Origin of the sequence: Leptolyngbya sp. FACHB-671 (assembly GCF_014695745.1) — a bacterium.
Lineage (GTDB): Bacteria > Cyanobacteriota > Cyanobacteriia > Elainellales > Elainellaceae > JAAUTN01.
The window spans coordinates 446,893-467,416 of sequence record NZ_JACJOV010000153.1; the positions used below are offsets into that span (position 1 = coordinate 446,893).

The 20,524-nt window shown below is 46.5% G+C and carries 16 protein-coding genes; 8 read left to right on the plus strand and 8 right to left on the minus strand.

Going from position 1 to position 20,524, the window contains the following annotated elements; genetic code table 11:
* Positions 1 to 17 precede the first annotated feature (17 nt).
* The gene (locus H6F93_RS27355) at positions 18 to 455 is read left to right on the plus strand and encodes an acyl-CoA thioesterase (RefSeq protein ID WP_190687787.1); all 438 of its coding nucleotides are present in this window, start codon (positions 18 to 20) and stop codon (positions 453 to 455) included.
* Here H6F93_RS27355 and H6F93_RS27360 read toward each other — a convergent pair.
* Genes H6F93_RS27360 through H6F93_RS27370 form a run of 3 tightly spaced genes read right to left on the minus strand, consistent with a single transcriptional unit; the run spans position 424 to position 3,165 of the window.
* Positions 424 to 1,851 (minus strand): 2-succinylbenzoate--CoA ligase, encoded by a 1,428-nt coding sequence (locus tag H6F93_RS27360; RefSeq protein WP_190687790.1) that lies wholly within the window; start codon positions 1,849 to 1,851, stop codon positions 424 to 426. The two genes, H6F93_RS27355 and H6F93_RS27360, sit on opposite strands and share 32 nt — an antisense overlap.
* Before the next feature lie 17 nt (positions 1,852 to 1,868).
* Positions 1,869 to 2,825: an o-succinylbenzoate synthase gene (locus H6F93_RS27365; protein WP_190687794.1), complete on the minus strand. Its 957-nt coding sequence runs from the start codon at positions 2,823 to 2,825 to the stop codon at positions 1,869 to 1,871.
* Between the two features lie 19 nt (positions 2,826 to 2,844).
* Positions 2,845 to 3,165, minus strand: coding sequence for a hypothetical protein (locus tag H6F93_RS27370; protein WP_190641331.1), 321 nt, complete (start codon positions 3,163 to 3,165; stop codon positions 2,845 to 2,847).
* 371 nt (positions 3,166 to 3,536) lie between these two features.
* Here H6F93_RS27370 and H6F93_RS27375 point away from each other — a divergent pair, with 371 nt between their 5' ends.
* Both H6F93_RS27375 and H6F93_RS27380 read left to right on the plus strand, forming a co-directional pair.
* Positions 3,537 to 4,439, plus strand: coding sequence for a hypothetical protein (locus H6F93_RS27375; protein ID WP_190687797.1), 903 nt, complete (start codon positions 3,537 to 3,539; stop codon positions 4,437 to 4,439).
* A 54-nt stretch (positions 4,440 to 4,493) separates the two neighbouring features.
* Positions 4,494 to 5,714 (plus strand): acetate kinase, encoded by a 1,221-nt coding sequence (locus H6F93_RS27380; protein ID WP_190687800.1) that lies wholly within the window; start codon positions 4,494 to 4,496, stop codon positions 5,712 to 5,714.
* Here the strand turns inward: H6F93_RS27380 and H6F93_RS27385 are convergent.
* Entirely contained in the window at positions 5,701 to 6,150 is a 450-nt protein-coding gene (locus tag H6F93_RS27385) for a GNAT family N-acetyltransferase (protein WP_190687803.1), read from the minus strand. The two genes, H6F93_RS27380 and H6F93_RS27385, sit on opposite strands and share 14 nt — an antisense overlap.
* 319 nt (positions 6,151 to 6,469) lie before the next feature.
* Here H6F93_RS27385 and H6F93_RS27390 point away from each other — a divergent pair, with 319 nt between their 5' ends.
* Both H6F93_RS27390 and H6F93_RS27395 read left to right on the plus strand, forming a co-directional pair.
* On the plus strand, positions 6,470 to 7,972 hold the full coding sequence (locus H6F93_RS27390) for a cryptochrome/photolyase family protein (protein ID WP_190687817.1): 1,503 nt from the start codon (positions 6,470 to 6,472) through the stop codon (positions 7,970 to 7,972).
* Between the two features lie 240 nt (positions 7,973 to 8,212).
* Complete coding sequence (locus tag H6F93_RS27395; protein WP_190687820.1) at positions 8,213 to 9,352, plus strand: NIDO-like domain-containing protein; 1,140 nt, start codon at positions 8,213 to 8,215, stop codon at positions 9,350 to 9,352.
* A gap of 135 nt (positions 9,353 to 9,487) precedes the next feature.
* Here H6F93_RS27395 and H6F93_RS27400 read toward each other — a convergent pair whose 3' ends face one another.
* Both H6F93_RS27400 and H6F93_RS27405 read right to left on the minus strand, forming a co-directional pair.
* Positions 9,488 to 9,940: a ribonuclease III domain-containing protein gene (locus H6F93_RS27400; RefSeq protein ID WP_190687823.1), complete on the minus strand. Its 453-nt coding sequence runs from the start codon at positions 9,938 to 9,940 to the stop codon at positions 9,488 to 9,490.
* 3 nt (positions 9,941 to 9,943) lie between these two features.
* Complete coding sequence (locus H6F93_RS27405) at positions 9,944 to 10,162, minus strand: helix-turn-helix domain-containing protein (protein ID WP_190687826.1); 219 nt, start codon at positions 10,160 to 10,162, stop codon at positions 9,944 to 9,946.
* A 156-nt stretch (positions 10,163 to 10,318) separates the two neighbouring features.
* Between H6F93_RS27405 and H6F93_RS27410 the strand changes: the two genes are divergently transcribed.
* The 3 genes from H6F93_RS27410 to H6F93_RS27420 all read left to right on the plus strand — a co-directional run bounded on the left by H6F93_RS27410 (position 10,319) and on the right by H6F93_RS27420 (position 14,779).
* Positions 10,319 to 12,310, plus strand: a complete 1,992-nt coding sequence (locus H6F93_RS27410; RefSeq protein WP_190687829.1) for a glycosyltransferase family 2 protein — start codon at positions 10,319 to 10,321, stop codon at positions 12,308 to 12,310.
* Entirely contained in the window at positions 12,310 to 13,818 is a 1,509-nt protein-coding gene (locus H6F93_RS27415) for a glycosyltransferase (RefSeq protein WP_190687832.1), read from the plus strand. The genes H6F93_RS27410 and H6F93_RS27415 overlap by 1 nt, the downstream gene beginning before the upstream one ends.
* Positions 13,819 to 13,969: 151 nt before the next feature.
* Entirely contained in the window at positions 13,970 to 14,779 is an 810-nt protein-coding gene (locus H6F93_RS27420) for a class I SAM-dependent methyltransferase (RefSeq protein WP_190687835.1), read from the plus strand.
* Positions 14,780 to 14,799: 20 nt separating this feature from the next.
* On the opposite strand, the gene H6F93_RS27425 is transcribed toward H6F93_RS27420, so the two are convergent.
* Positions 14,800 to 16,986, minus strand: coding sequence for a tetratricopeptide repeat protein (locus H6F93_RS27425; protein WP_190687839.1), 2,187 nt, complete (start codon positions 16,984 to 16,986; stop codon positions 14,800 to 14,802).
* Between the two features lie 130 nt (positions 16,987 to 17,116).
* On the minus strand, positions 17,117 to 20,500 hold the full coding sequence (locus tag H6F93_RS27430; protein ID WP_190687842.1) for a tetratricopeptide repeat protein: 3,384 nt from the start codon (positions 20,498 to 20,500) through the stop codon (positions 17,117 to 17,119).
* Between the last annotated feature and the right edge of the window lie 24 nt (positions 20,501 to 20,524).

Sequence of the window (20,524 nt, forward strand, 5' to 3'; positions counted from 1 at the left end):
TCTTCAGGTTAACACTTATGGCATTTGTCTATTTGCGAACCGTGTTTTTCCAAGACACGGATGCGGCTGGAGTCGTTTATTTTACTAACATCTTATCAATGTGCCACGAGGCTTATGAAGCTTCTCTGGCAGCAGCAGGCGTTGATTTGAAACAATTTTTTGGTAAAGCAAAAACTGCATTTCCGATCGCTCATGCGAGTGTCGATTTTTTCCGCCCGATGTTTTGTGGCGATCGCCTCGCTATCCAAATGCAGCCCAAACAGACCAAGCCAGACGAATTTGAAATTACTTATCACCTATTTGCGGCGAAGGCTAACAGTTCACCTGATCTATCCGTCCTGCCTGCCAGCCTATCAAGAGCGTTGAGCAGACACGTTTGCATTGATTCGGCTAGCAGAACCCGCAGTCCTTTATCAGCAGAAATCATTCACTGGCTGGATCAGTGGAGCGAGTAGCCAACCAATCAACAGCGATTTGGCGTAGCTGCTCTCGATTGATCTTTCCTTGAGCGTTACGGGGCAAAGATTTGACGTCGATCCAGTATTTAGGCTGTTTGAATTTGCTGAGCCGATCGCTCAGGGCGAGTCGCAAACTATCCGCAGAAATGGCTGAATTTTTCGGGATATAAACTGCGGTTATGACTTGTCCCCAATGGCGATCGTTTAGCCCCAGCACCGCTACATCTGCAACACATTTCGTTGCCCGAATTGCTGCCTCTACCTCAATTGGAAATACATTTTCTCCACCCGTAATAATCTTGTCATTGTTTCGCCCGACGACATGTAATTCGCCTTGCTCATCCAAAAAACCCAAATCATCTAGCCTGAATGTCTCTCCAAAACCCGGTTCAGGGTAATAACCCAAGGCAAGGGAATCAGCTTGAACTGTGATTTGACCTAATTGGTTTGCTCCTAAAGGCAGGTTGGCATCCCAGATAGTGATCCGAGCATGAGGTAAAACTTTTCCACAGTGACTCTGATTTGCCAAAAACTGATCTGGCTTTAACGTCGCAATTTGAGCCGCAGTTTCCGTCATGCCATAGGTTGGAGCCAGTCGGATCTGATGCTTTCGGGCAACTTGCAGCAAATCAGCCCAGGCTGGGGCACCTCCCAACAGCACAGTGTGGAACTGTGTAAGCCAGTCTCTCGAATGAGAATCATGTAATAGTCGCTGGAGTTGAGTTGGTACTAGAGAGATAAAAAACTCTGCCGGATCAATCTCTCTCATTTCTCTTTCGATTGCTTTGAAAGGCACAATCACCAGTTTTCCCCCCGTGGTAAATGAGCGTAAGAATTGCATCAACCCACTCACGTGATAAAGCGGCAATACACAAAAGGAATTGATCTGATTCGTCTGGAAATACTGCTGGAACCCTTGCACCGCAGCCATTAACGTTTGCCAGGTGTGAATTGCAAACCGGATTTTACCGGACGACCCACCTGTTGGAATCATGATCCATCCTGATTGAGCGTGATGGGATTCTGTAGTTAAGCTAGGTGTAAGGTTTTTAAGGGATATATCTGGAAAAGCAGGTAAACTGCAAGTTACTCGATCTGCCTCTCCCCAGATTAAATCGGGCTGAACCAGGCTCAGAACTTGCTCCCACTCTGCTTTAACCCAGCCAGGATTGCTTAAAAAGACGGGATAGTTTGCGCTACAAGCGGCAATAAAACGAGCCAAGAAGCGAATTGGATCTGGCTCAACTAACAAAAGTTTAGGTAAATTACCTGAAGCCTTAAGTGAGTGTAATTCTGCTAAAAACTGTGTAACCAGTTCTGCAAATTTCTCACTATCACATCCACCTAACCAGTCATTTGCGGTTTGATGGGGCAAATAGGTTAGGGGGGTCATAAGATTTTGCTTGGCTACTACTTCTGAAAAGATACATTCTCAAAAGACGCTTGCCAATCTTCTGCGAACCAATGTTCAGTGCCAAAACCGATCGCTCTGGAGGGAGGTGGGAGATTAGCAATTAGCTTTGTTTCGATGAAACGCCGGGCGATCGCCGTCTCAAACACGGACGACCACACCACATCAGGCTCATAGGTTCGACAAAACTGACGCAAACGACCTGGAGAACCTGCGATCGCTGCTTTCACGACAAAAATTCCGCGCCAGCCCTGCTGGTAACACTGCTGCATTTGCGCTAGCGTGGCGACCGATTCGTCTAGGGCGAGCGGCGTTTGGAAGCGATCGCTCAGTTTCAACAGTTGGTCAAACTGACTGACGGGTAAAGGCTGCTCTAAAAATTCAACTCCAACGCTATCAGCTACCTCTAGCCAGGTACAGGCTTGCTGCCAGTTTAGTCCTGCATTGGCATCAAGTCGCAGTTTGGCAGTGGAAGGTAAAGCATGTACCAGTTGAGTGAACACCTGTAATTCTTCCGCTACAGGCGCTACACCAATTTTCCACTTAAATGTGCGGCTCCCTTGACTCCAAAGCGGCTCCCAGGCAGACAGAGCAGCTTTTCCTGTGGGTAAAAGGCTGCTGTAGGTGAGGGTAGGATTGGATTTTGCCAAACTGCTGTCATCCAAACTTTCCCAGGCAGACTCAAAGCCAAACTGACAGGCAGGCAAACTATCTGGAATCGAGAAAATAGTGTCTATCGTAATTTGCTCAGGTAGCTGCTGACAAAACGCCAACGCCTGAGATAAGCTCTCACTGCCAAACCATTCAATCGGGGCAATTTCACCTAGTCCAACTTGCCCTTCAGCATCAGTCAGTTGCAACAAAATCCCCTGGCGATCGCTCCACAGACCATGACTAGTGAGTAACGGTTGTCGAAAACGACGGCTATAGGGGCGATAGTTCAGTCGATATTGCATTCGGAGAAGGTATTTCTCTTTAACGAGAAAATCGGTCGCTATCCTGCGCCCAATAGTCAGAACAGGTCATGGCTTCTGCTTTTAGTGCTTTATCTGGATGTACCGCACATTTAAGGTAAGGATTGGAGCCAAAGAAGCGACAGTTTGAGCAGGGTAATTGCTTTAATTTTGGAGAAGGAGGAACGTAACTGTGCGTCAGTTTCCAGGTAAGCGATCGCCTCAAAGCCAGTACAACCCCAGCTAAAGCAATCAATACAACCGGTGCTGCCCAAAACCCCTGTACGGGCATTTCTACATCGTTAACAGGTATTTGTCTATCAGAAACTTCGTTCAGATTCATCTCTCGGTCTGCAGTACTCTCAAGTACCCCATAGTGACTAGACATTGCCGTTCGCATCCCTGTAATGTTGCCCTTGAGTCTACTTGTGGTTGTATCCCAAAGGAGAGACTCACTACTTCTTTCGACAGTTGGGTTCAGCTATTGGCTTTCTCCTCCAAAAGACAGATCTGTTGATTTTACTTGTCCTTCAGAGTTTACTCCGCCTCGAATCCCCTTACCTCTAAGGTAGCCGAGTTGAGATAGAGGATCGGGCGATCGCTTCACAATTGTTTGAATTTTTACAGTATTTGACTTCCTGTGTTTCTATCCAGGGACGGGGAAAGATAGGGTAACTATGTGCTGGTCAATTCCTTCCCCTAATCATTACTTATATGAATCTGCGGTTGACTTTAGATAAATCAGTTGTATCGCTTTCGGTATTGATACTAGTAGCTGGATGTGTAAACTCAGCGTCATCTGTTTCGACAGATTCTTCTCCAACTGCATCCGTTTCACCAGCTTCTACCGATGCAAAACCCAATTTGGAATCTGGTGCTGATTCGCCCACAGGCACATCTGAAAGCAGTTCATTTCAAGCAGCGTTGGATACAGGGATGAGCGCAGCGATCGCGGCTCAAACTGCAGTTTCCCAAGACGACTGGAATTTAGTAGCTAGTCGCTGGCAAAGAGCGATCGCCCAGTTAGAGACTATTCCTACATCAGCTGCGAACTATGAGAGGGTTCAGCAAAAGATTGCGGAATATCGACGCAATATGATGGTGGCTCAGCTACGGGCACAAGGGCACGTGGCAGCAGTCCCCACTCCGTCTGTCACCTCATCAACTCCTACAGCAGCAACACCAAACTCAGGACATTCTCAGCTCGCTAAACCTCAAACTGCTAGAACTCAGACAACCGAATCCCTGTGTCGATCAGCCAGCCCCTCTGGACAGCCACAACTAGAACTTAGCCAGCTCCAGTTTTATCGAGATGGGTTTGAGCCGGATGGTGATTTTTTAGTTGGCTGTCTGACCAATAACAGCGATCAAGCGGTCAGAGCAGCAGGCTTAAGCTACGGTTACTCTGGCGGAAACGTGATGGGAGGAGGAATAGGTTCTCTGGTCTTTCCATCTGAAGTCATCCAACCCGGACAAACAGTCGGATTTAGAAGCGATTTCACTGTTCATAGAGAGGCATTCCAGGTACAACTATCTTCTTTAAACTGGTGTTGGGAGCAGGACAATATTTGTTTCATGCAGCGTCAAATGTCTCTATCAACTACAGTGAGTCGTTGAATCAAGAGTGACTTGCTCCTGATTATCCCTTTCTTGTTGTGGAGTAGGTCTACTATGAAAATTCTGGTTCTCAATGCTGGGTCGAGTAGCCAAAAAAGCTGTCTGTACGAGATAGCGGATGACGGGCTACCCAACCAATCACCGTTGCCATTGTGGGAAGCAAAGGTCGATTGGACTCATCACTCAGGGTTTGCAGAAATCGAGGTCAAAACGGCGAAAGGGAAAACGCTGCAAACCGAAATTTCGGCAGATCGAGCGGCGGCGATCGCTCATGTTCTGGATACGCTCTGGAGCGGCTCAACCCAGGTAATTACCCAAGCTTCTGAGATCGATGTGGTGGGGCATCGAGTTGTACATGGTGGGCAAGAGTATCAGCAAAGTGTGTTGATTGACAAACCCGTGAAAGAGGCGATCGCTCGACTCATTTCTCTGGCTCCTGCTCACAATCCAGCTAACTTGGAGGGAATTGAGGCGATCGAGAAAACCCTGGGCGATCGGATTCCTCAAGTTGCTGTCTTTGACACTGCATTTCATGCTCAAATCCCTGCTGCTGCGGCAACCTATCCGATTCCCTATGAATGGTTTGAACAGGGAGTCCGGCGCTATGGGTTCCACGGTATCAGCCATCAATATTGCGCTGAGCGGGCGGCTCACATCTTAGGGCGAGATTTCAAAAACCTGCGTTTAATTACCTGCCATCTGGGAAACGGGTGCTCTCTTACCGCTATCCGTGATGGGCACAGTATAGATACGACAATGGGCTTTACGCCGCTTGAAGGCTTAATGATGGGTACCCGCTCTGGTTCTGTTGATCCGGGTATTTTAATTCACCTGATGCGTCAGGAAGGCTACACCGTTGACCAGATGGATCAGATGTTAAACAAAGAGTCGGGGCTAAAGGGCGTTTCTGGCATATCGGCAGATATGCGGCAGATTGATCAGGCGATCGCCCAGGGCAACACTCGCGCTCAGCTAGCATTTGATATCTATATCCATCGCCTACGTTCCTCAATTGGCGCAATGTTGGCTAGTTTGGGCGGGTTGGATGCTCTCATTTTTACGGCTGGTGTAGGCGAAAACTCCGCTGCAATTCGGGCGGCTGCCTGTGAAGGATTTACCTTTTTAGGCTTAAACATTGACGCTGAGAAAAACACTCACTCCCCAGCCGATCAGGACATTGCGACCGTTGATTCAGCGGTACGAGTGTTAGTGATTCACACTGAGGAGGATTGGGCGATCGCCCAACAGTGCTGGCACTTGCTTAAGGGAGCCTGATGTCTGTTTTGAGGACTGGTTTTTCCAAATGTTGCTCTGGATGCTCAAGTTCCGTAAAACCTAATTTGCGGTAAAACGGTTGAGCAGTATGAGTCACCAGCAGCCACCGTCGCAAACTTTGAAGCTCTGGATGAGCCAAAATCACCTCAACAAGCCATTGTCCCAAACCGTTTCCCCGAAACGATTCCACAACAAAAACATCTGCAAGATAGGCAAAAGTCACATAGTCAGTCAAGACACGCGCAAAACCAACTAATTGCGTATCTCGATACAGTCCAAAGGGCAAACTGTGATCAATGGACTTTTTGACTGCCTCAAAAGAGCGACCGATCGCCCAGTATGAATGATTCGCCAAAAAATTATGGATCTCTTGCAAATCAAGTCGTTGGCGATCGGTGCTAATTGTGTATTCTTCGCGATGCCATTCCTGAACCATAGAAGAATTAATACTGATACCAGTTTAAACAGATTTCGCGACACATCAATTTCTGTAAGGGTGCACAGCAGTGCGCCCCTACCCATATCTGCAACATCCTCAAATCAAGTTGGTGTAACTTGAATGAAAATGCACGGATTACAGTAACTTGCAACCTACAACACTATAGCAATCTCTGTCTATCGCTGGATCTAAGCCTGTTTTTGAATAGGAAATCGTAGCTTTTAAGTTCAAAATATACCTCTGTTAAGCAATACTCAATCCTTATCATTGCTGAAGCTTTTAGAATCAAGAGGTTACTGACGATAATGCCTTGAATATGACGACGGGAATTTGGGTATTGGGCGACCAGCTTTGGATGGAGCAAGCAGCATTGCAAAGCTGCGTTGAGGAAGAGCGATCGCCCGTTATCCTGATTGAGTCCCGAAATTGGGCACAGCAGCGCCCTTACCATCAGCAAAAACTAGTGTTGGTCTGGTCAGCAATGCGTCACTTTGCCGAAGAATTGCGGCAGGCGGGCTGGTCAGTTGCCTATGAGAGTGCAGACGATTTTGCAACACCTTTAAATCAATGGGTGAAAGCAAATGGTGTCACCGAGTTGCGGGTGATGATGCCAAGCGATCGCCCTTTTCTTCACCTCATCCAATCCCTAGAGTTGTCCTGCAAACTCACCTTTATCCCCAACAATCGCTTTCTCTGGACAAAAGAGGAGTTTAGGAAATGGGCAAAAGGGCGAAAAAACCTATTAATGGAATTCTTTTATCGAGAAGGACGCAAGCGCTTTCAGGTTTTGATGGAAGGTAGCCAACCTACTGGAGGTGAGTGGAACTTTGATAAACAAAACCGCAAACCACCCAAAAGTAAACTCAAAACCCCTACTCCACTTTGGTTTGAGCCAGATGATATTACTCAGGCAGTAATCGATTGGGTTAAGTCCGAAAAAATTTCCACCTACGGCAACGTTGAACCGTTCCGCTGGGGCGTAACCCGTCAGCAAGCGCTACAAGTGCTGGAAGTATTTACTCAGGAAAGGTTACCAACCTTTGGACCCTATCAAGACGCAATGGTGACAGGCGAAGAAACGATGTGGCACGCGCTGCTTTCCCCATATCTGAATCTGGGATTATTGCAGCCGCTAGAAGTGATTCGGGCTGCGGAACGGGCCTTTTATCAGCATGATTTAGATTTGAATAGCGCGGAGGGCTTTATCCGCCAAGTTTTGGGTTGGCGCGAGTACATGCATGGCTTGTATACCTATGTGGAAGATGACTACCCTCAACGCAACTGGTTTAACCATACTCAACCTCTACCAGAGTTTTTTTGGGATGCAGACAAAACCGATATGAATTGTCTACATCAAACGCTGAAGCAGGTAGAAAACTTAGGCTATGCTCATCACATTCAGCGACTGATGGTATTAAGTAACTTCTCACTAATTGCCGGGCTGTCACCTCAAGAGGTTGAAAGCTGGTTTCACTCTGCTTTTATTGATGCCTACGATTGGGTAATGCAGACGAATGTGATTGGTATGGGTCTATTTGCCGATGGCGGCATTCTCGCCTCAAAGCCTTACGCCGCCTCAGCCAATTACATCAACAAAATGAGCGATTACTGTAAGGGATGTGTTTACAAGGCAGGCGATCGCACAGGTGAAAAAGCCTGTCCCTTCAACTTTTTTTACTGGGATTTTCTTGCTCGTCACCGTGACAAATTAAACTCTCAGGGAAGGATGAACTTCATTCTAGCAAACCTCAATAAAATGCCAGCCGCAGAGCTACAGGCAATTCGAGAGAAAGCAGCAGAGTGGCACCAAACCCACTAGAAGTTAAAGCCGAATTCTAATCATTGCTCTATTGCTCAAAATGGTCAAAGGTGAGCGGAGCAAGCTAAATCTTTACAAAAGATTTATGAGCAATAGTGTTTTTGTTTTTTCTCAAAAAGATGCTCTCTGTACTTGATGCTTTCCTCAAAACACTAGCTAGCCTTACTACTGATTATTGAGCTTAATCCTCTCAGCAATCTGTCGCAAATAATGGTTAACATCTGTCCGGAGATAGAAATCATGAGGAAGATTCTCTTAACGAAGCTATGCTTTGCAATTTCCGTTTTATCCGCTTATCCAGCTTATGGAATTACTGAGGTTGAACCCAATAATTCCTTTATTGATCGTCAAGTTTTACCATCCGATGCAGCAAGTGTAAATGGTTCTATAAGCCCTGGTGACGTAGACTTTTTTACATTTACAGGACTTGAAGCTGGTGCAAGCTTTGTTGCTGAGTTTATCCAAGGTAATTTCGACTCAATTCTAGGACGTCTAGATGATGAAGGTAATCTTTTAGGAACAGATGATGATGGGGGAGATAGACCACTCTCAAGACTCTCTGGAATAGTGCCTGAGAGTGGAAATGTCAATTTAGGTTTAACTGGATTTTCAGATTTTTCTTTGGTCGGAGACCATTTCGAGTCGGGCGACTATGAGTTATCCGTCAATACATTTCCTTCTGTCAATCTCGACTATTCAGTTACTGAAGTTCCATTTGTATTTGAAGATATTTCTACAACAGGAACCCGTGTACTCGCTGGTGCCGACGATGAAACGGTTTCCGCCGAATTGGGATTCACGTTCAATTTCTTTGGGCAAGACTTTAACAGCATCTCTTGGAGTCCCAATGGTCTTCTAACGTTTGGTGGGTCAAGCGGCCAATTCGCCAACGTCAACTTATTGAGTGAAGAATCTGACGATTTGCCAATTATTGCACCGTTATGGGATGACTGGCAGTTCTTCTCTCCTGGTACAGATGCTAGCTATCTCCAAGCTTTAGGTGAGTCAGGACAACAGCGCTTCATTATTCAATGGAACCTTGCCGAAGGTTTTCCTGATTCTCCGAGCGCTGTTACTTTCCAAACAGTTCTTTTTGAGGAAAGTAATGAAATTTTGTTCTCTTATCTAGATGTGGACTCCGAAGACTTTCGAGCCTTTGGAAATGACGCAACCATTGGTATCCGTGATGCATTTGGTAGTCAAAGAGGTGAGGTCCTGCAGTTTTCTTTCAATACACCTGCTATTAGGAATCGGCAAGCGTTGCTCTTTAGCCCTGAGGTGGTTTCTGAACCAGTACCTGAGCCTGCTTCCTTACTTGGGCTTTTTGCGTTTGGAATGCTTGGTGCTGGCTCTATACTGACGCGCAAATCACAAAAGTAAGATTGCATCTACACAGTTGCAATGGTTGAGCTATCGATGTTTTTAGCCTTAGGCTATTTTCTTTGAAGGAAAGTTAGCCTAAGGCAATTCAAGCATTAAACGATAGTAGCGATCGCCCTCTCCAAACTTTAGCCTTCAAACCTCATCTGGAAAATCGTTCTGAAATATTTTTTTGACTACCCCTCTAGCGTTACTAAATCCCCCGTCTAAATAGACTGCGCCAATAATTGCCTCTAGCGTTTCAGCTAATACATAGGGTTGCTCGTTTGCCCGCATTTTCTTTTCGCCCACCCCAAGTTTAATAAACAGCCCAACTTCTAAAACTTTGCCCAGCTGAGCCAAGTTTTCTTCCCGCTCTAGCTCAATTCTTCTAGTTGTGATTTCTTGCCTGGAGTTGCAGCCCGATCGCACTAAAAATTCGGTCAAGACCGTCTTTAGAACGCTATCTCCCAGCGTGCGATAAATTTCCTGATCTTCATGGATCTGGTTCTGCTGTTTTTGCTCCAGTGCATAGGCTTTGCGGGTCAAAGCTCGGTTGAGCAAGCGTTTATCAAAAAAGAAATATCCTAAATTTTGTTCCAGACTCATGGCTTAGCTTAGATAAAGCTGAATAAACTGCTGAGCCGCATCAGGATTAATCTGCTTCAGAGCTTTGACGATTTCAACGATGGTTTCTGGGGCAGGTTCCTCCTGCTCATGCAGCCACATAAAGAGTGTAGATCGATCAATGCCAGAAGCCAAAGCTAGTCGACTTTGGCTGATGCTGTAGGTCTCTAGAACCTGCTTGAGTGATTTATTTGCCTTTCCCATGCTCTCAGTGTCATCAGAGAATCTTGTGGTGGCGATCGCCACACTGATACATTTCAGAACACAGGCTTTTGCTCATACTTTCAGGATTTTGCAGCGAGAATGGGCTAAAGTTAGGGCGATACTTGTGCCGAAAACGCTGTCCGCTGGGGTGATTAGATGGCTAGTCAACTTGCTCAACGAATGCCGCTCGTGAGCGTGGTGATTCCGACCTATAACTGCGATCGCTACATCGTTCAGGCGATCGAGAGCGTCCTGAATCAGACCTACAGCAACTCTGAAATCATTGTCGTTGACGACGGCTCTACCGACCAAACCCAGCATGTACTGAAGCCCTATCTCAACCGCATCCGCTATATTCACCAGGAAAATCAGGGCGTATCGGCTGCCCGTAACCTCGGAATTCAAGCAGCCAAGGGTGAATTTGTTGCTTTCCTGGACGCAGACGATTTTTTCCTTCCCGACAAATTAGCTGACCAGGTTGCCTGCTTTGAAGCAAAACCCTCGTTGGGTGTAGTCTCCAGCGGTTGGTACATGGTTGATGAACAGGGCAAGGACATCATTGCAGAACATAAACCTTGGCTAGGACTGCCGCACCTCAACCTGGAAACCTGGTTACTGTGGCGACCCGTTCTGCCCAGCGCTCTGATGCTGCGGCGCAAATGGCTGGAAGCAGGCGCATTCGACACGCGGCTCAGCTATGCGGAGGACGCAGAACTGTTAATTCGTTTGGCTGCGATGGGCTGTGAATCGGCTTGGATAGAGAAACTATCTCTAGGCTATCGGCGGCACTCCAGCAGCGCTACCAGCCACCAAAATGTGTTGAAGCAAGCAGAATCCTTTGACGCAATTTATGAAAGCTTTTTTGCTCAACCTGACTTACCTAAGTCTATTTCTAAGCTAGAAAGAGCGGCCCATTACAATTATTTAGTTTGGCTAGGCTGGCGATTCTACCAAACTTCTCAACTGAGCAAAATGTCAGAATATTTGCGTCGTGCGTTGCTTTATTCGCCCTATTTACCTTCAGCAACTGTGTCTAATTGGGTGCAATCCTTCAGCGATTATGCACTCGGTTCTGGGGAAGAATTGGACGCTCATGCACTCAGTAACTTACCCGAATGGAAGCAGTTAACGCATATCGTTCTAACTCAAAAAACACCTAGAGTTAGTGTGATTATTCCAGCCTATAACTGTGCTGAATATATTGCTGAAACGATCGAAAGCGTACTGAATCAAACCTATAGCGACTACGAAATCATTGTGGTGGATGATGGCTCCACAGACGCAACTCGGGAGGTGGCAAAGGCGTATGGCGATCGCCTCCAATACGTCTATCAACAAAACCAGGGAGCAGCAGCAGCCCGTAATCGGGGTATGCGATTAGCTAGGGGTGAACTGATTGCTTTCCTGGATGGAGATGATCTATTTTCACCCGATAAATTAGCCGTTCAGGTTGCTTACTTCGATGCCAATCCATCCGTAGGTATGGTCAAAACGGGTTGGCAAATAATCGACCAGCAAGGAAAATTTGTTTCCACTGTAGAACCGTGGCACTACGCGCCCAAACTCGATTTAGCCACACTGGTACTTTATAAAGTCTCTCGTCCTAGCGCCTTGATGGTCCATCGAGACTGGTGTGAGCGGACTAATGGCTTCAATACTGATTTTGCGATTGGAGAAGATTTAGACTGGATGCTTAGGCTGGCGTTGATGGGCTGCGAAATTGTTTGGGTACGCCAGACTCACGCTTGCTATCGTCAGCATTCTGACAGTCTGATGTCGAGCGGTTCCAGACTACGCGCCGATATGGAAAACGTCATGGATCAATTTTTTGATCGAGCTGACGTTCCAGACTCAATTCGCCAGCTAAAAGCGCAGGAACGCTATCAAAGCTTAGTCTGGATTGCCTGGAGAATGTATCGAGACGGCTGTAGCGAAGAGATGGCAACCTGTTTAGAGAAATCTTTAAACTACACATCACTTTCATCGACTGAAACTGTCTTAAACTGGATTAATCTTTTTACCTCAGCTTCAGCTGAATATGGCTATGAGTTAGATGTATACTCTTTGATTAATTCATCCGACTGGCAGCGAGTGATAAATGTTATCAAGCAGTGCGATCGCCACCCTATTTCTTCAGCTCAACTTTAATGAAACACATTCTTTTATATAGTGATGATCCGGGAGAAGGGGGCTTAGCTCAGTACGAACATTCCCTGGTTTGTCAACTCAAGAATTTGGGCTATCAGGTGTCTAATGCTCATGGTAAACCGCTCAATGAAAAAATTGAACGGGAGCAAGAATTAGGCATTCAGCAAATCAATTTAGGTTTTACATCGGGTCAAGACTTTACGCGCACGCTCAAGGATCTTGGCAGTGCTGAAAATATCTTTAGAGAAGCGAAGCCTGATCTAATCGTGTTTAGCGATGGCTGGCCATTTTCCACCTTTGCAGCAAAGCAAGCTGCAATTCAGTTAGGTATCCCCTATGCGATTGTTTTGGGATTCATTAATGCTGAATGCGCCAACTTTTCCTATGGAGATGGAGTAGATTATACCGACGCTGTTTCTCATCATTACAGTCAAGCAAAAGCCTTAGTGGCTGTTTCTCAAGAGAATGCAGATCTAATTCACCAAATCTATCGAATTCCTCAGAGCAAAATCCAGATCATCCATTACGGTCGTCCCGCCAAATATTTTGAACCACCCGATCCATCAATTCGAGGAAAACTGCGGCAGCAGTTGGGATTGCCCGATGGAGCGATCGCCTGCTTAACCTCTGCTCGCCTTGCACCCGTTAAAGGGCATCAGTATCTATTAGAGGCAATTCAGCAGCTCAAACAGACTGAGGTTTGGGAAAAGCTTTACTTTTTGTGGGCGGGAACGGGGACGGGCGATCGCTACTCCAACATCGAATCGCAGCTCAAGGAGTCTGTTAGGAAACTGGGCGTTACAGAGCGAGTAAAATTCCTGGGACAGCGCTCAGATATTCCTGATTTGCTCACGGCAAGCGACATTTTTGTGTTTCCTTCAAAAGCTGAAGGGATGCCTTTATCTGTGATGGAAGCAATGGCAAAAGGATTGCCTGTGATTGCCTCATCTGTTAGTGGCATTCCCGAAGAACTTGGCGACACTGGCAAACTACTACCCGATCCCAATAGAGATCCAGAGGGAACCGTTAGAGAGTTAGTCAATACGCTTCAAGCTTGGGCTGGGGATAACCAATTACGCGCCTCTGTGGGTCAAGCGTGTCATCAACGAGCCGCCAAAATGTTCAAAGAAGAGCGAATGCTGGCGGAGCATATTGCCATGATTGAGCAAGCTTTGTCTGGTGAGGACTCTACTAAAGGTGAGAACGAGACAGATTTACTTGATCCATCTTGGATTCAAGAGTTAGCCAAACGCATCGCCTATGGCTCTATAGTGTGGAATGCTTGGCGGTTACAGCATCAGGGTGATTTGAGTGGAATGTCCAAACTACTAAAAACATCCATAAAAGACATTCCCTTCTCAAGAACGGAAGCGGTTCTAAATTGGATAGAAAGTTTTGCAAAATTTTCTCTTGAAAAAGGAGAAAAACTAGATACTTATTACCTGACTACTTCAGTAGAATGGCAAAACTTAATTTGCTCTGTCCAACAAGAAAAAATACTTAAATAAGTAGGCTTAGTTCATGTATGATACGTTACGCTATTGCTAACATATCAAGCTTTGTAACACAGTGCATTACGGCTTTGCCTGACACACTCTACAATATCGCTTACTTAGGAAGTATACTTACCCTCACTTACCTGAAAATAACTCACAACGCATGGACATTACTTTAGACTACCCAGTAAATCCACAGCCTCGATATGGATATGGTAAGCCTCCCCATGCAAAACTTTACGAGCTTATTGATAAGCGCAGACAGTCCTATAAGGAAGTATTGAATCTATTTCTGAAGTATGAAAGTGATTTACTCAAACTTCCTAAAGTGCCTGATCCAGACAATCTGAAAGAGCCTGCCTGGATTAATTCTTGGATTCCAGGAAGCGATTCAACTGCACTTTATTGCCTGCTACGGCTCTGTAACCCTGGACAATATTTTGAAATTGGATCGGGAAATTCTACTAAGTTTGCGAGACGAGCAATTACCGATGGCAATTTAAGAACCAAAATTTTTTCCTTTGATCCGCAGCCGCGGGACGAAGTGAACTCAATCTGCGACTCAATGGTTAGAAAACCAATTGAGGATGTTGATGTTAGTATTTTTGAGCAGTTAGAAGAAGGAGATTTTCTATTCGTTGATAACTCCCATCGTCTATTTATGAATTCAGACGTAGCGGTCGTTTTCTTAGATATTTTGCCTCGATTAAAGAGAGGCATTTTTGTAGAATTTCATGATGTCTTTCTACCCTTTGACTATCCGCCTCAGTGGAAAGATAGACACTATTCTGAGCAGTACATGCTGGCAGCCTATCTCTTAGCAGAAGGCAAAAAATTCGATGTTCTGTTACCTAACGCCTTTGTAGGCGTTGACCCAGAGCTTAGCAACATTCTATTACCTCTATGGAAGAAGCTAGAGATTGACGCAAGTGTGGCTAGACACGGAAGCTCCTTTTGGATTAGAACAAATTAAGGGGAGATTTGTATCACTGACTAATTCCAGTTAAACTCAATACCAAGATATTCTTCCAACATCTGATTGTGTGGCTTGAAGTAATCCGCTAAGGTCCGCCGTAACGATTCACTTACAGGAGACTTATAGTCTCCTGGGTAGTAATTCTTATATTTATTGAGCTGGTAGTTAGGCAATCCCAAAAAGTTGAAAGTATCTGCTACTACCTTCGCAGGATTTGCGTACAAGTCTTCACTCTTTATAATTAAGAAATTTTCTTTAGGAAATAGCTTCGTCCATCTTTTAATTGAATACACGTAAAGACTATTTAAGACATAACTCCAAGACTTACTGAAATAACTACCGTCAGTTAAAGTTTCCTCTGTAGCATCCTTCAAAATTTCTAATTCGGAAAAAATTGCGGTCTCTAAAGAACGTTCTTCATAATGCGCCCGCACAATATCATGATAGTGAGAAATCGTCCTATCTACTGGATTTCTCAGGAGCAGGATGAGTTTTGCATCAGGAAATAAGGAGAATAACTTTTGATCAGCTTCAGGAAATGCAAGGTAGCATGGTGTTGCCTCCCCAGTTAAAAACTTTAGCCCTTCAATTTCGCAGGGAAATTGGGCTAAATACCAGGGTAATCCTTCATCAAAATAGTGACTAAAAAAATTAACTTCCTTCTGTAGGGCAGGCAAAACTTGGGGATGTTTGACCAGGTACTTATACAGAGAAGTTGTGCCCGCTTTACCGACCCCCAAAATGAAAAAGTCTGGCTTGTGTGAGCTACCAAACTGCCAGGAATAGTTTGCTAAATCAGGCTTGATCTTAATCAGCTTTTGATAACAGGCCTGTTGATAGTAAGGAATTGCTTCATTAATTTTTTTCTGGGTTGAAAAGACGTTCCCTAACTGAAAATAATTCCAAAAATTGCTTGGATTAAGCTGAATAGCCTTCTGGTAGCAGAAAGTCGCTTCTTCGAGTCTCCCTGGTTGTAATAGATTGTCTTTTACCCAGGGGTAGAATCGATGTGAAATACGTCGAGATAAAACGTCTCCTAGTTTCTCGTAAGCTCCAAAAAAGTCTGGGTTCAATTTGATCGTCCGACGATAATATTCTTCCGCATTGTGCCAATCTCGCTGCCATGCAAGTGCTTCTCCTAATGCATAGTTAGACCAGCAAAAGTTTGGGTTCAATTGAGTGGACTGACGATATGAGGCGATCGCCTCATCAACTCGCCCCAGTTTTTCTAGAGTTCGACCTAGTTGATAGGAAGCAATATGGTTCTCAGAATTTAATTCAAGCGTTTTCTGATAGTACAAAATCGCTTCTTCTAGCTGCCCCTGCCGCTCCAATATGTCAGCTAGATAGAAATAAGATACATGAGAAGTTGGGTTTAGTTCGGCTGCACGACGATAGCTAGCAGTCGCAGCTGCTAGCTGATTCACAATTGCCAGAGCTTCCCCTAATCGCTGATGTGACTCGTAAAGTTCTGGATTTAGCTGAATTGCGCGATGATAACAGTCGATCGCCGCTTCGGTCTGTCCTTGAATAACTAGCGCTTCGGCTAAGTAATGGTGAGCTTGGGCATCTTCTGGGCTGAGCCGAACAGCATGTTGAAAGCAGGCGATCGCCTCTGGCAGATGATTCTTCTGTAGCAGCAAATTTCCTAAATCAAAATAGAGCTGAAAAACCTCTGAATTCAGCGTAATTGCTAGCCGAAAACAGCCAATTGCTTCGTCAACTTTTCCTTGTTGAGCCAGGACTTTCCCAAGCTGATAGTGAGCTTCAGAGGAATCTGGGCTGAGCGTAGTAGCTTGACGATGAGCGTTAATCGTTACCTCTTCAAGATAGCGTTGTTCAACCAGCAAATTCTCTAGAAGCTGATGAAACAAGTCGTTTTGTGGATCGAGTTGAATTGCTTTCTCGAACCAATTTCTTGCCTGATCTAAATGTCCCTGTGCTTGCAAAATGCTACCTCGATTTTTGCAAGCCAGAGCAAAATTAGGATCGATTTTGAGTGCGCGATCGCAAGCAATGATTGCCTTTTCTAGCTGTCCATGAACATAGAGAACTTCTGCCAAGTCATTGTAAGCGATTGCATCATGAGGATTTTTAGACAATGCCTGTTTGCAGGCTGAAATTGCTTCATCTAATGTTTGAGTATTTCTATGCAAGCTATTGTTGGGCAATGCTGTAGTCACTGAATTAGTTGATGAAGACATTTCTTTCTGCCATCCTTCTGATTAAGCTAGTTATCGATCACGACCATGAACTATTTGCTCAATGGACTTAGCAATCTATAACTAATAGAGAATAACTGACCCATGAGAAACAATTTAATTTCTCGTTGCCTTATTCAAGTTGTGATTTGCGATTCCAGGACTGCTTGAAAAGGGATTTAATCCATCGATTTAGCGGTACCCAGGTTGGGGAAGAAAACTCTTCTGATGCTAAAAGTAAATCTTCGGAATGCGTTATTTCCTGCACCACTTGGGAGTAAGGAGCGATCGCCACTTCGTCAAGTGCTAATTGAGGCAGCAAAGCTTCAACCAATGGCTCAACTTGTCTAGATAAGCTGCTAGGTGAATTGGTGATTAGTTCCGTAACAATCGGTTCAGATGAATCTACTAGTTGTATTTGAGACTGACAGGTCAGTTTAATCTGCAGTAGCGAATAGATTTGAGGACAGTTAACTTCAACCTGCTGCAAGATCGATTCAGACAAATCAGGATTTAATTCAGTCGCATGACAATAGGGAGCAATCGCTTTTTCGGGTTTATTTTGCTCAATCAAGCTATCGCCTAGTTGTCGCAAAACCTCTGCCAGTTTCACTCGAACCAAGTCTGAACTGGGGTGTCGATCGAGCGCAATTTGGTAAATAATAATTGCCTGATTAATCTGATTTTGAGCAACCAGAGCATCTCCCAATTGCAGATACCAATCCATTTGCTCAGGCTGCATCTCAATCAGCTTGTGATATGGCTGAAGGTTGTCCGGGTCAATTTGAATTGCCTGTTGCTGAGCGGCGATCGCCTCTTCCACTTGTCCCTGCTTGGCAAACACTTCACCCAGACACGAATAGGCCCACGATGCCTGGGGGTTAAGCTGAAGCGATCGCTGATAGGCAGTTACCGCCTCTTCCAAATCTCCTTGTTTTGCCAGCGTCTCAGCCAGTGCTGCCTGAATCACAAAAGAATGAGGTTCCAGTTCTACCGCTTTGCGGTAACAGGCGATCGCCTCCTGCCACTGGCGCTGACGGGCAAAGCTATCTGCCATGAAGTAATAGGACCAGGAATGGTTAGGGCTGAGGTCGAGCGTCTTCTGGAAGGACGCGATCGCTTCCTCCAGATGTCCCTGTTGCGCTAGCGCCTTACCCATGTGGTGATAAGACCAGGGAATATCTGGGTCAAGGGCGATCACTTCCTGGTAGCAGGCAATCGCTTCTTGCCAACGGTCTTGCTTTGCCAGTGTTTCACCCAAACACTGATGGTGCCAGACAAACTCAGGCTTCAGCTCGATCGCTTTTTGGTAACAGGCGATCGCAGACTCTAGCTGATTGTGTCGCTCCAGGATTTTACCCAGTTCAAAATGCGCTTCGGTGTAATCGGGCTGAAGCTGGATTGCCATCTGACAAAAGGCGATCGCTCCATCGATTCGTCCTTGTTTTGCCAGCGTCAGTCCCAGTTTCAAGTGCAGTTCAGCATTGTCAGACTGAATTTCCAACGCTTGATAGTAAAGCTGTACGTCGTCAGGATGTAGCTCAATTGCCCGAACATAGCAATCAAAGGCGCTTTGTAAATCTGACTTGGCTCGCTGTTGCAGCGCATCGCCCAGTTTTTGCTGAAGTGCAGGTAGATCTGGCTGCATTCGCAGGGCGTGGCGGTAGGCGGCGATCGCTCCTTCCCACTGTCCCTGTCCGGCTAGCGCGTCGCCTAGATTGACGTGTGACCATTGAAAATTGGGGTTTAACTCATTTGCCCGCTGGAACGCATCCGTCGCCTCTTGCCAACGCTCTAGTTGCAGCAGCGCATTGCCTAGATTGTGATGCGACCAGGAAAAATCGGACTTTAGTTTAATCGAGCGACGGTAGGCAGCAGCGGCCGTTTCCCATTGCTCAAGATTAAGCAGCGCATTGCCCAGGTTGTAGTGAAGCTCCCACCCATTTGCCTGAAAATTCGTCGCTTTCTGGTAACAGGCAGCAGCTTCTTCCCAGCGTTCGTGCTGCGCCAAAATCTTGCCCAGGCTGTGGTAAGAATCTGCATTCGGCTGAAGCTGAATCGCTTTGCGGTAGGAGGCGATCGCCTCTTGCCAGTTTTGCTGACGACAAAACACCTCACCCAGATTGTGATACGCCTCAGAAAAACCAGGGTTTTGCTCTAGAGCACGACGATAGCAAGTGGTCGCCTGCTCCAGTTTGTCTTGCTCCAGCAGCGTGTTGCCCAGGCTCAAGTGTTCCTCTGCCGTTGCCCAGCGTGGCTCCAGGGTAAATGCTCGAAACCAGCAGTCTGCCGCCAGTTCTGGCTTCTCGAGCTGCTGCCACACTTTTGCTAGGCTGCGGTGCGCTTCGACAAAGTTAGGGTTAAGGGCGATCGATCGCTGATAGCAGGTCAGCGCCTCCTGCCACTGGCGATTTTGCGTGTGCAGCGTTCCCAGACTCGTCAACACGTCTGGGGTCGGCTGAATTTCTAACGCTTCGGTGTAATGCCGCTGCGCCTCGGCAAGTCTGCCCTTGGCTTGCAGGGCTTTGCCCAAGGTGGCATGAGCCGCTGCCGTTTCCCGCTGCGCCTGAGAAATGGTTTGCTCACAGACAGCGATCGCCTGATCCCATTTGCCCTCGACACAGTAAGTGGCTGCTTTTTGAATCGGAGGCTGGCTGGGCAACTTCCCATTCTCAGACCGTCCACCGTTGAGGGAATGGCTCCCATTCGTATGGCTTTCATTTAGAGAAAGCTTGCCGTTCGTGGAACCGTTGCCATTGAGGGAATCCCCTCCCTTCACGCCATTTCCATTTCCATTTGCTGAGCCGAGGGAATGTCCGTTGCTGCCATTTAGTGGCACCGTAGGAGAGGGAGATGAGTCAGCTTCAGGATTGGCGCTGCTCAGTTCAATTGCTTTGCGGTAGCAGGCGATCGCCTCGTCCAATTCGCCCTGTTGCCTCAGCGCTTCTGCCAGGTTTTGGTAGGCTCCCACCACGTCAGGATCAAGCTGAATGGCTCGACGATAGCAGGCGATCGCTTTGGATAGGTCTCCTTGGCGAAACAGCACATTGCCCAGATTGACGTGGTCTTCGGGCTGCGCTTTATCTGGCTCCAGCGCCAACGCCTGATACCAGCACTCAGCCGCCGCTTTGGAGTTTCCGGTGTGGGTTAGCACTCGCGCCAAGTTGCGGAACGCTCCAGCAAAATTGGGCTTGAGGGCGATCGCTTTTTGGAAACGGGCGATAGCCTGCTGCCACTGCTGCTGCTGTGCGTGCAGGCTGCCCAGGTTAGCGTGCGCTTCTGCCCAGTCCGGCTGAATCGTCAAAGCCTTTTGATACCAACCCATGGCCGCTTCGGTTTTGCCTGCTTTTTGCAGCGCATTTCCCAGCAGTTTGCAGGCAGGAGCAAAGTCAGATTGAATGGTCAACGCTTGCTCACAGGTGGCGATCGCATCGTCTAACCGTCCTGCGCTCAGATGAGCTTCGGCTTTTGCGGCAAAGTGGGCGGCTGCCGTTGTTGAGTCTACAGTTGAAACCATATTCAGCGTCCTTTGCTTTCAGAT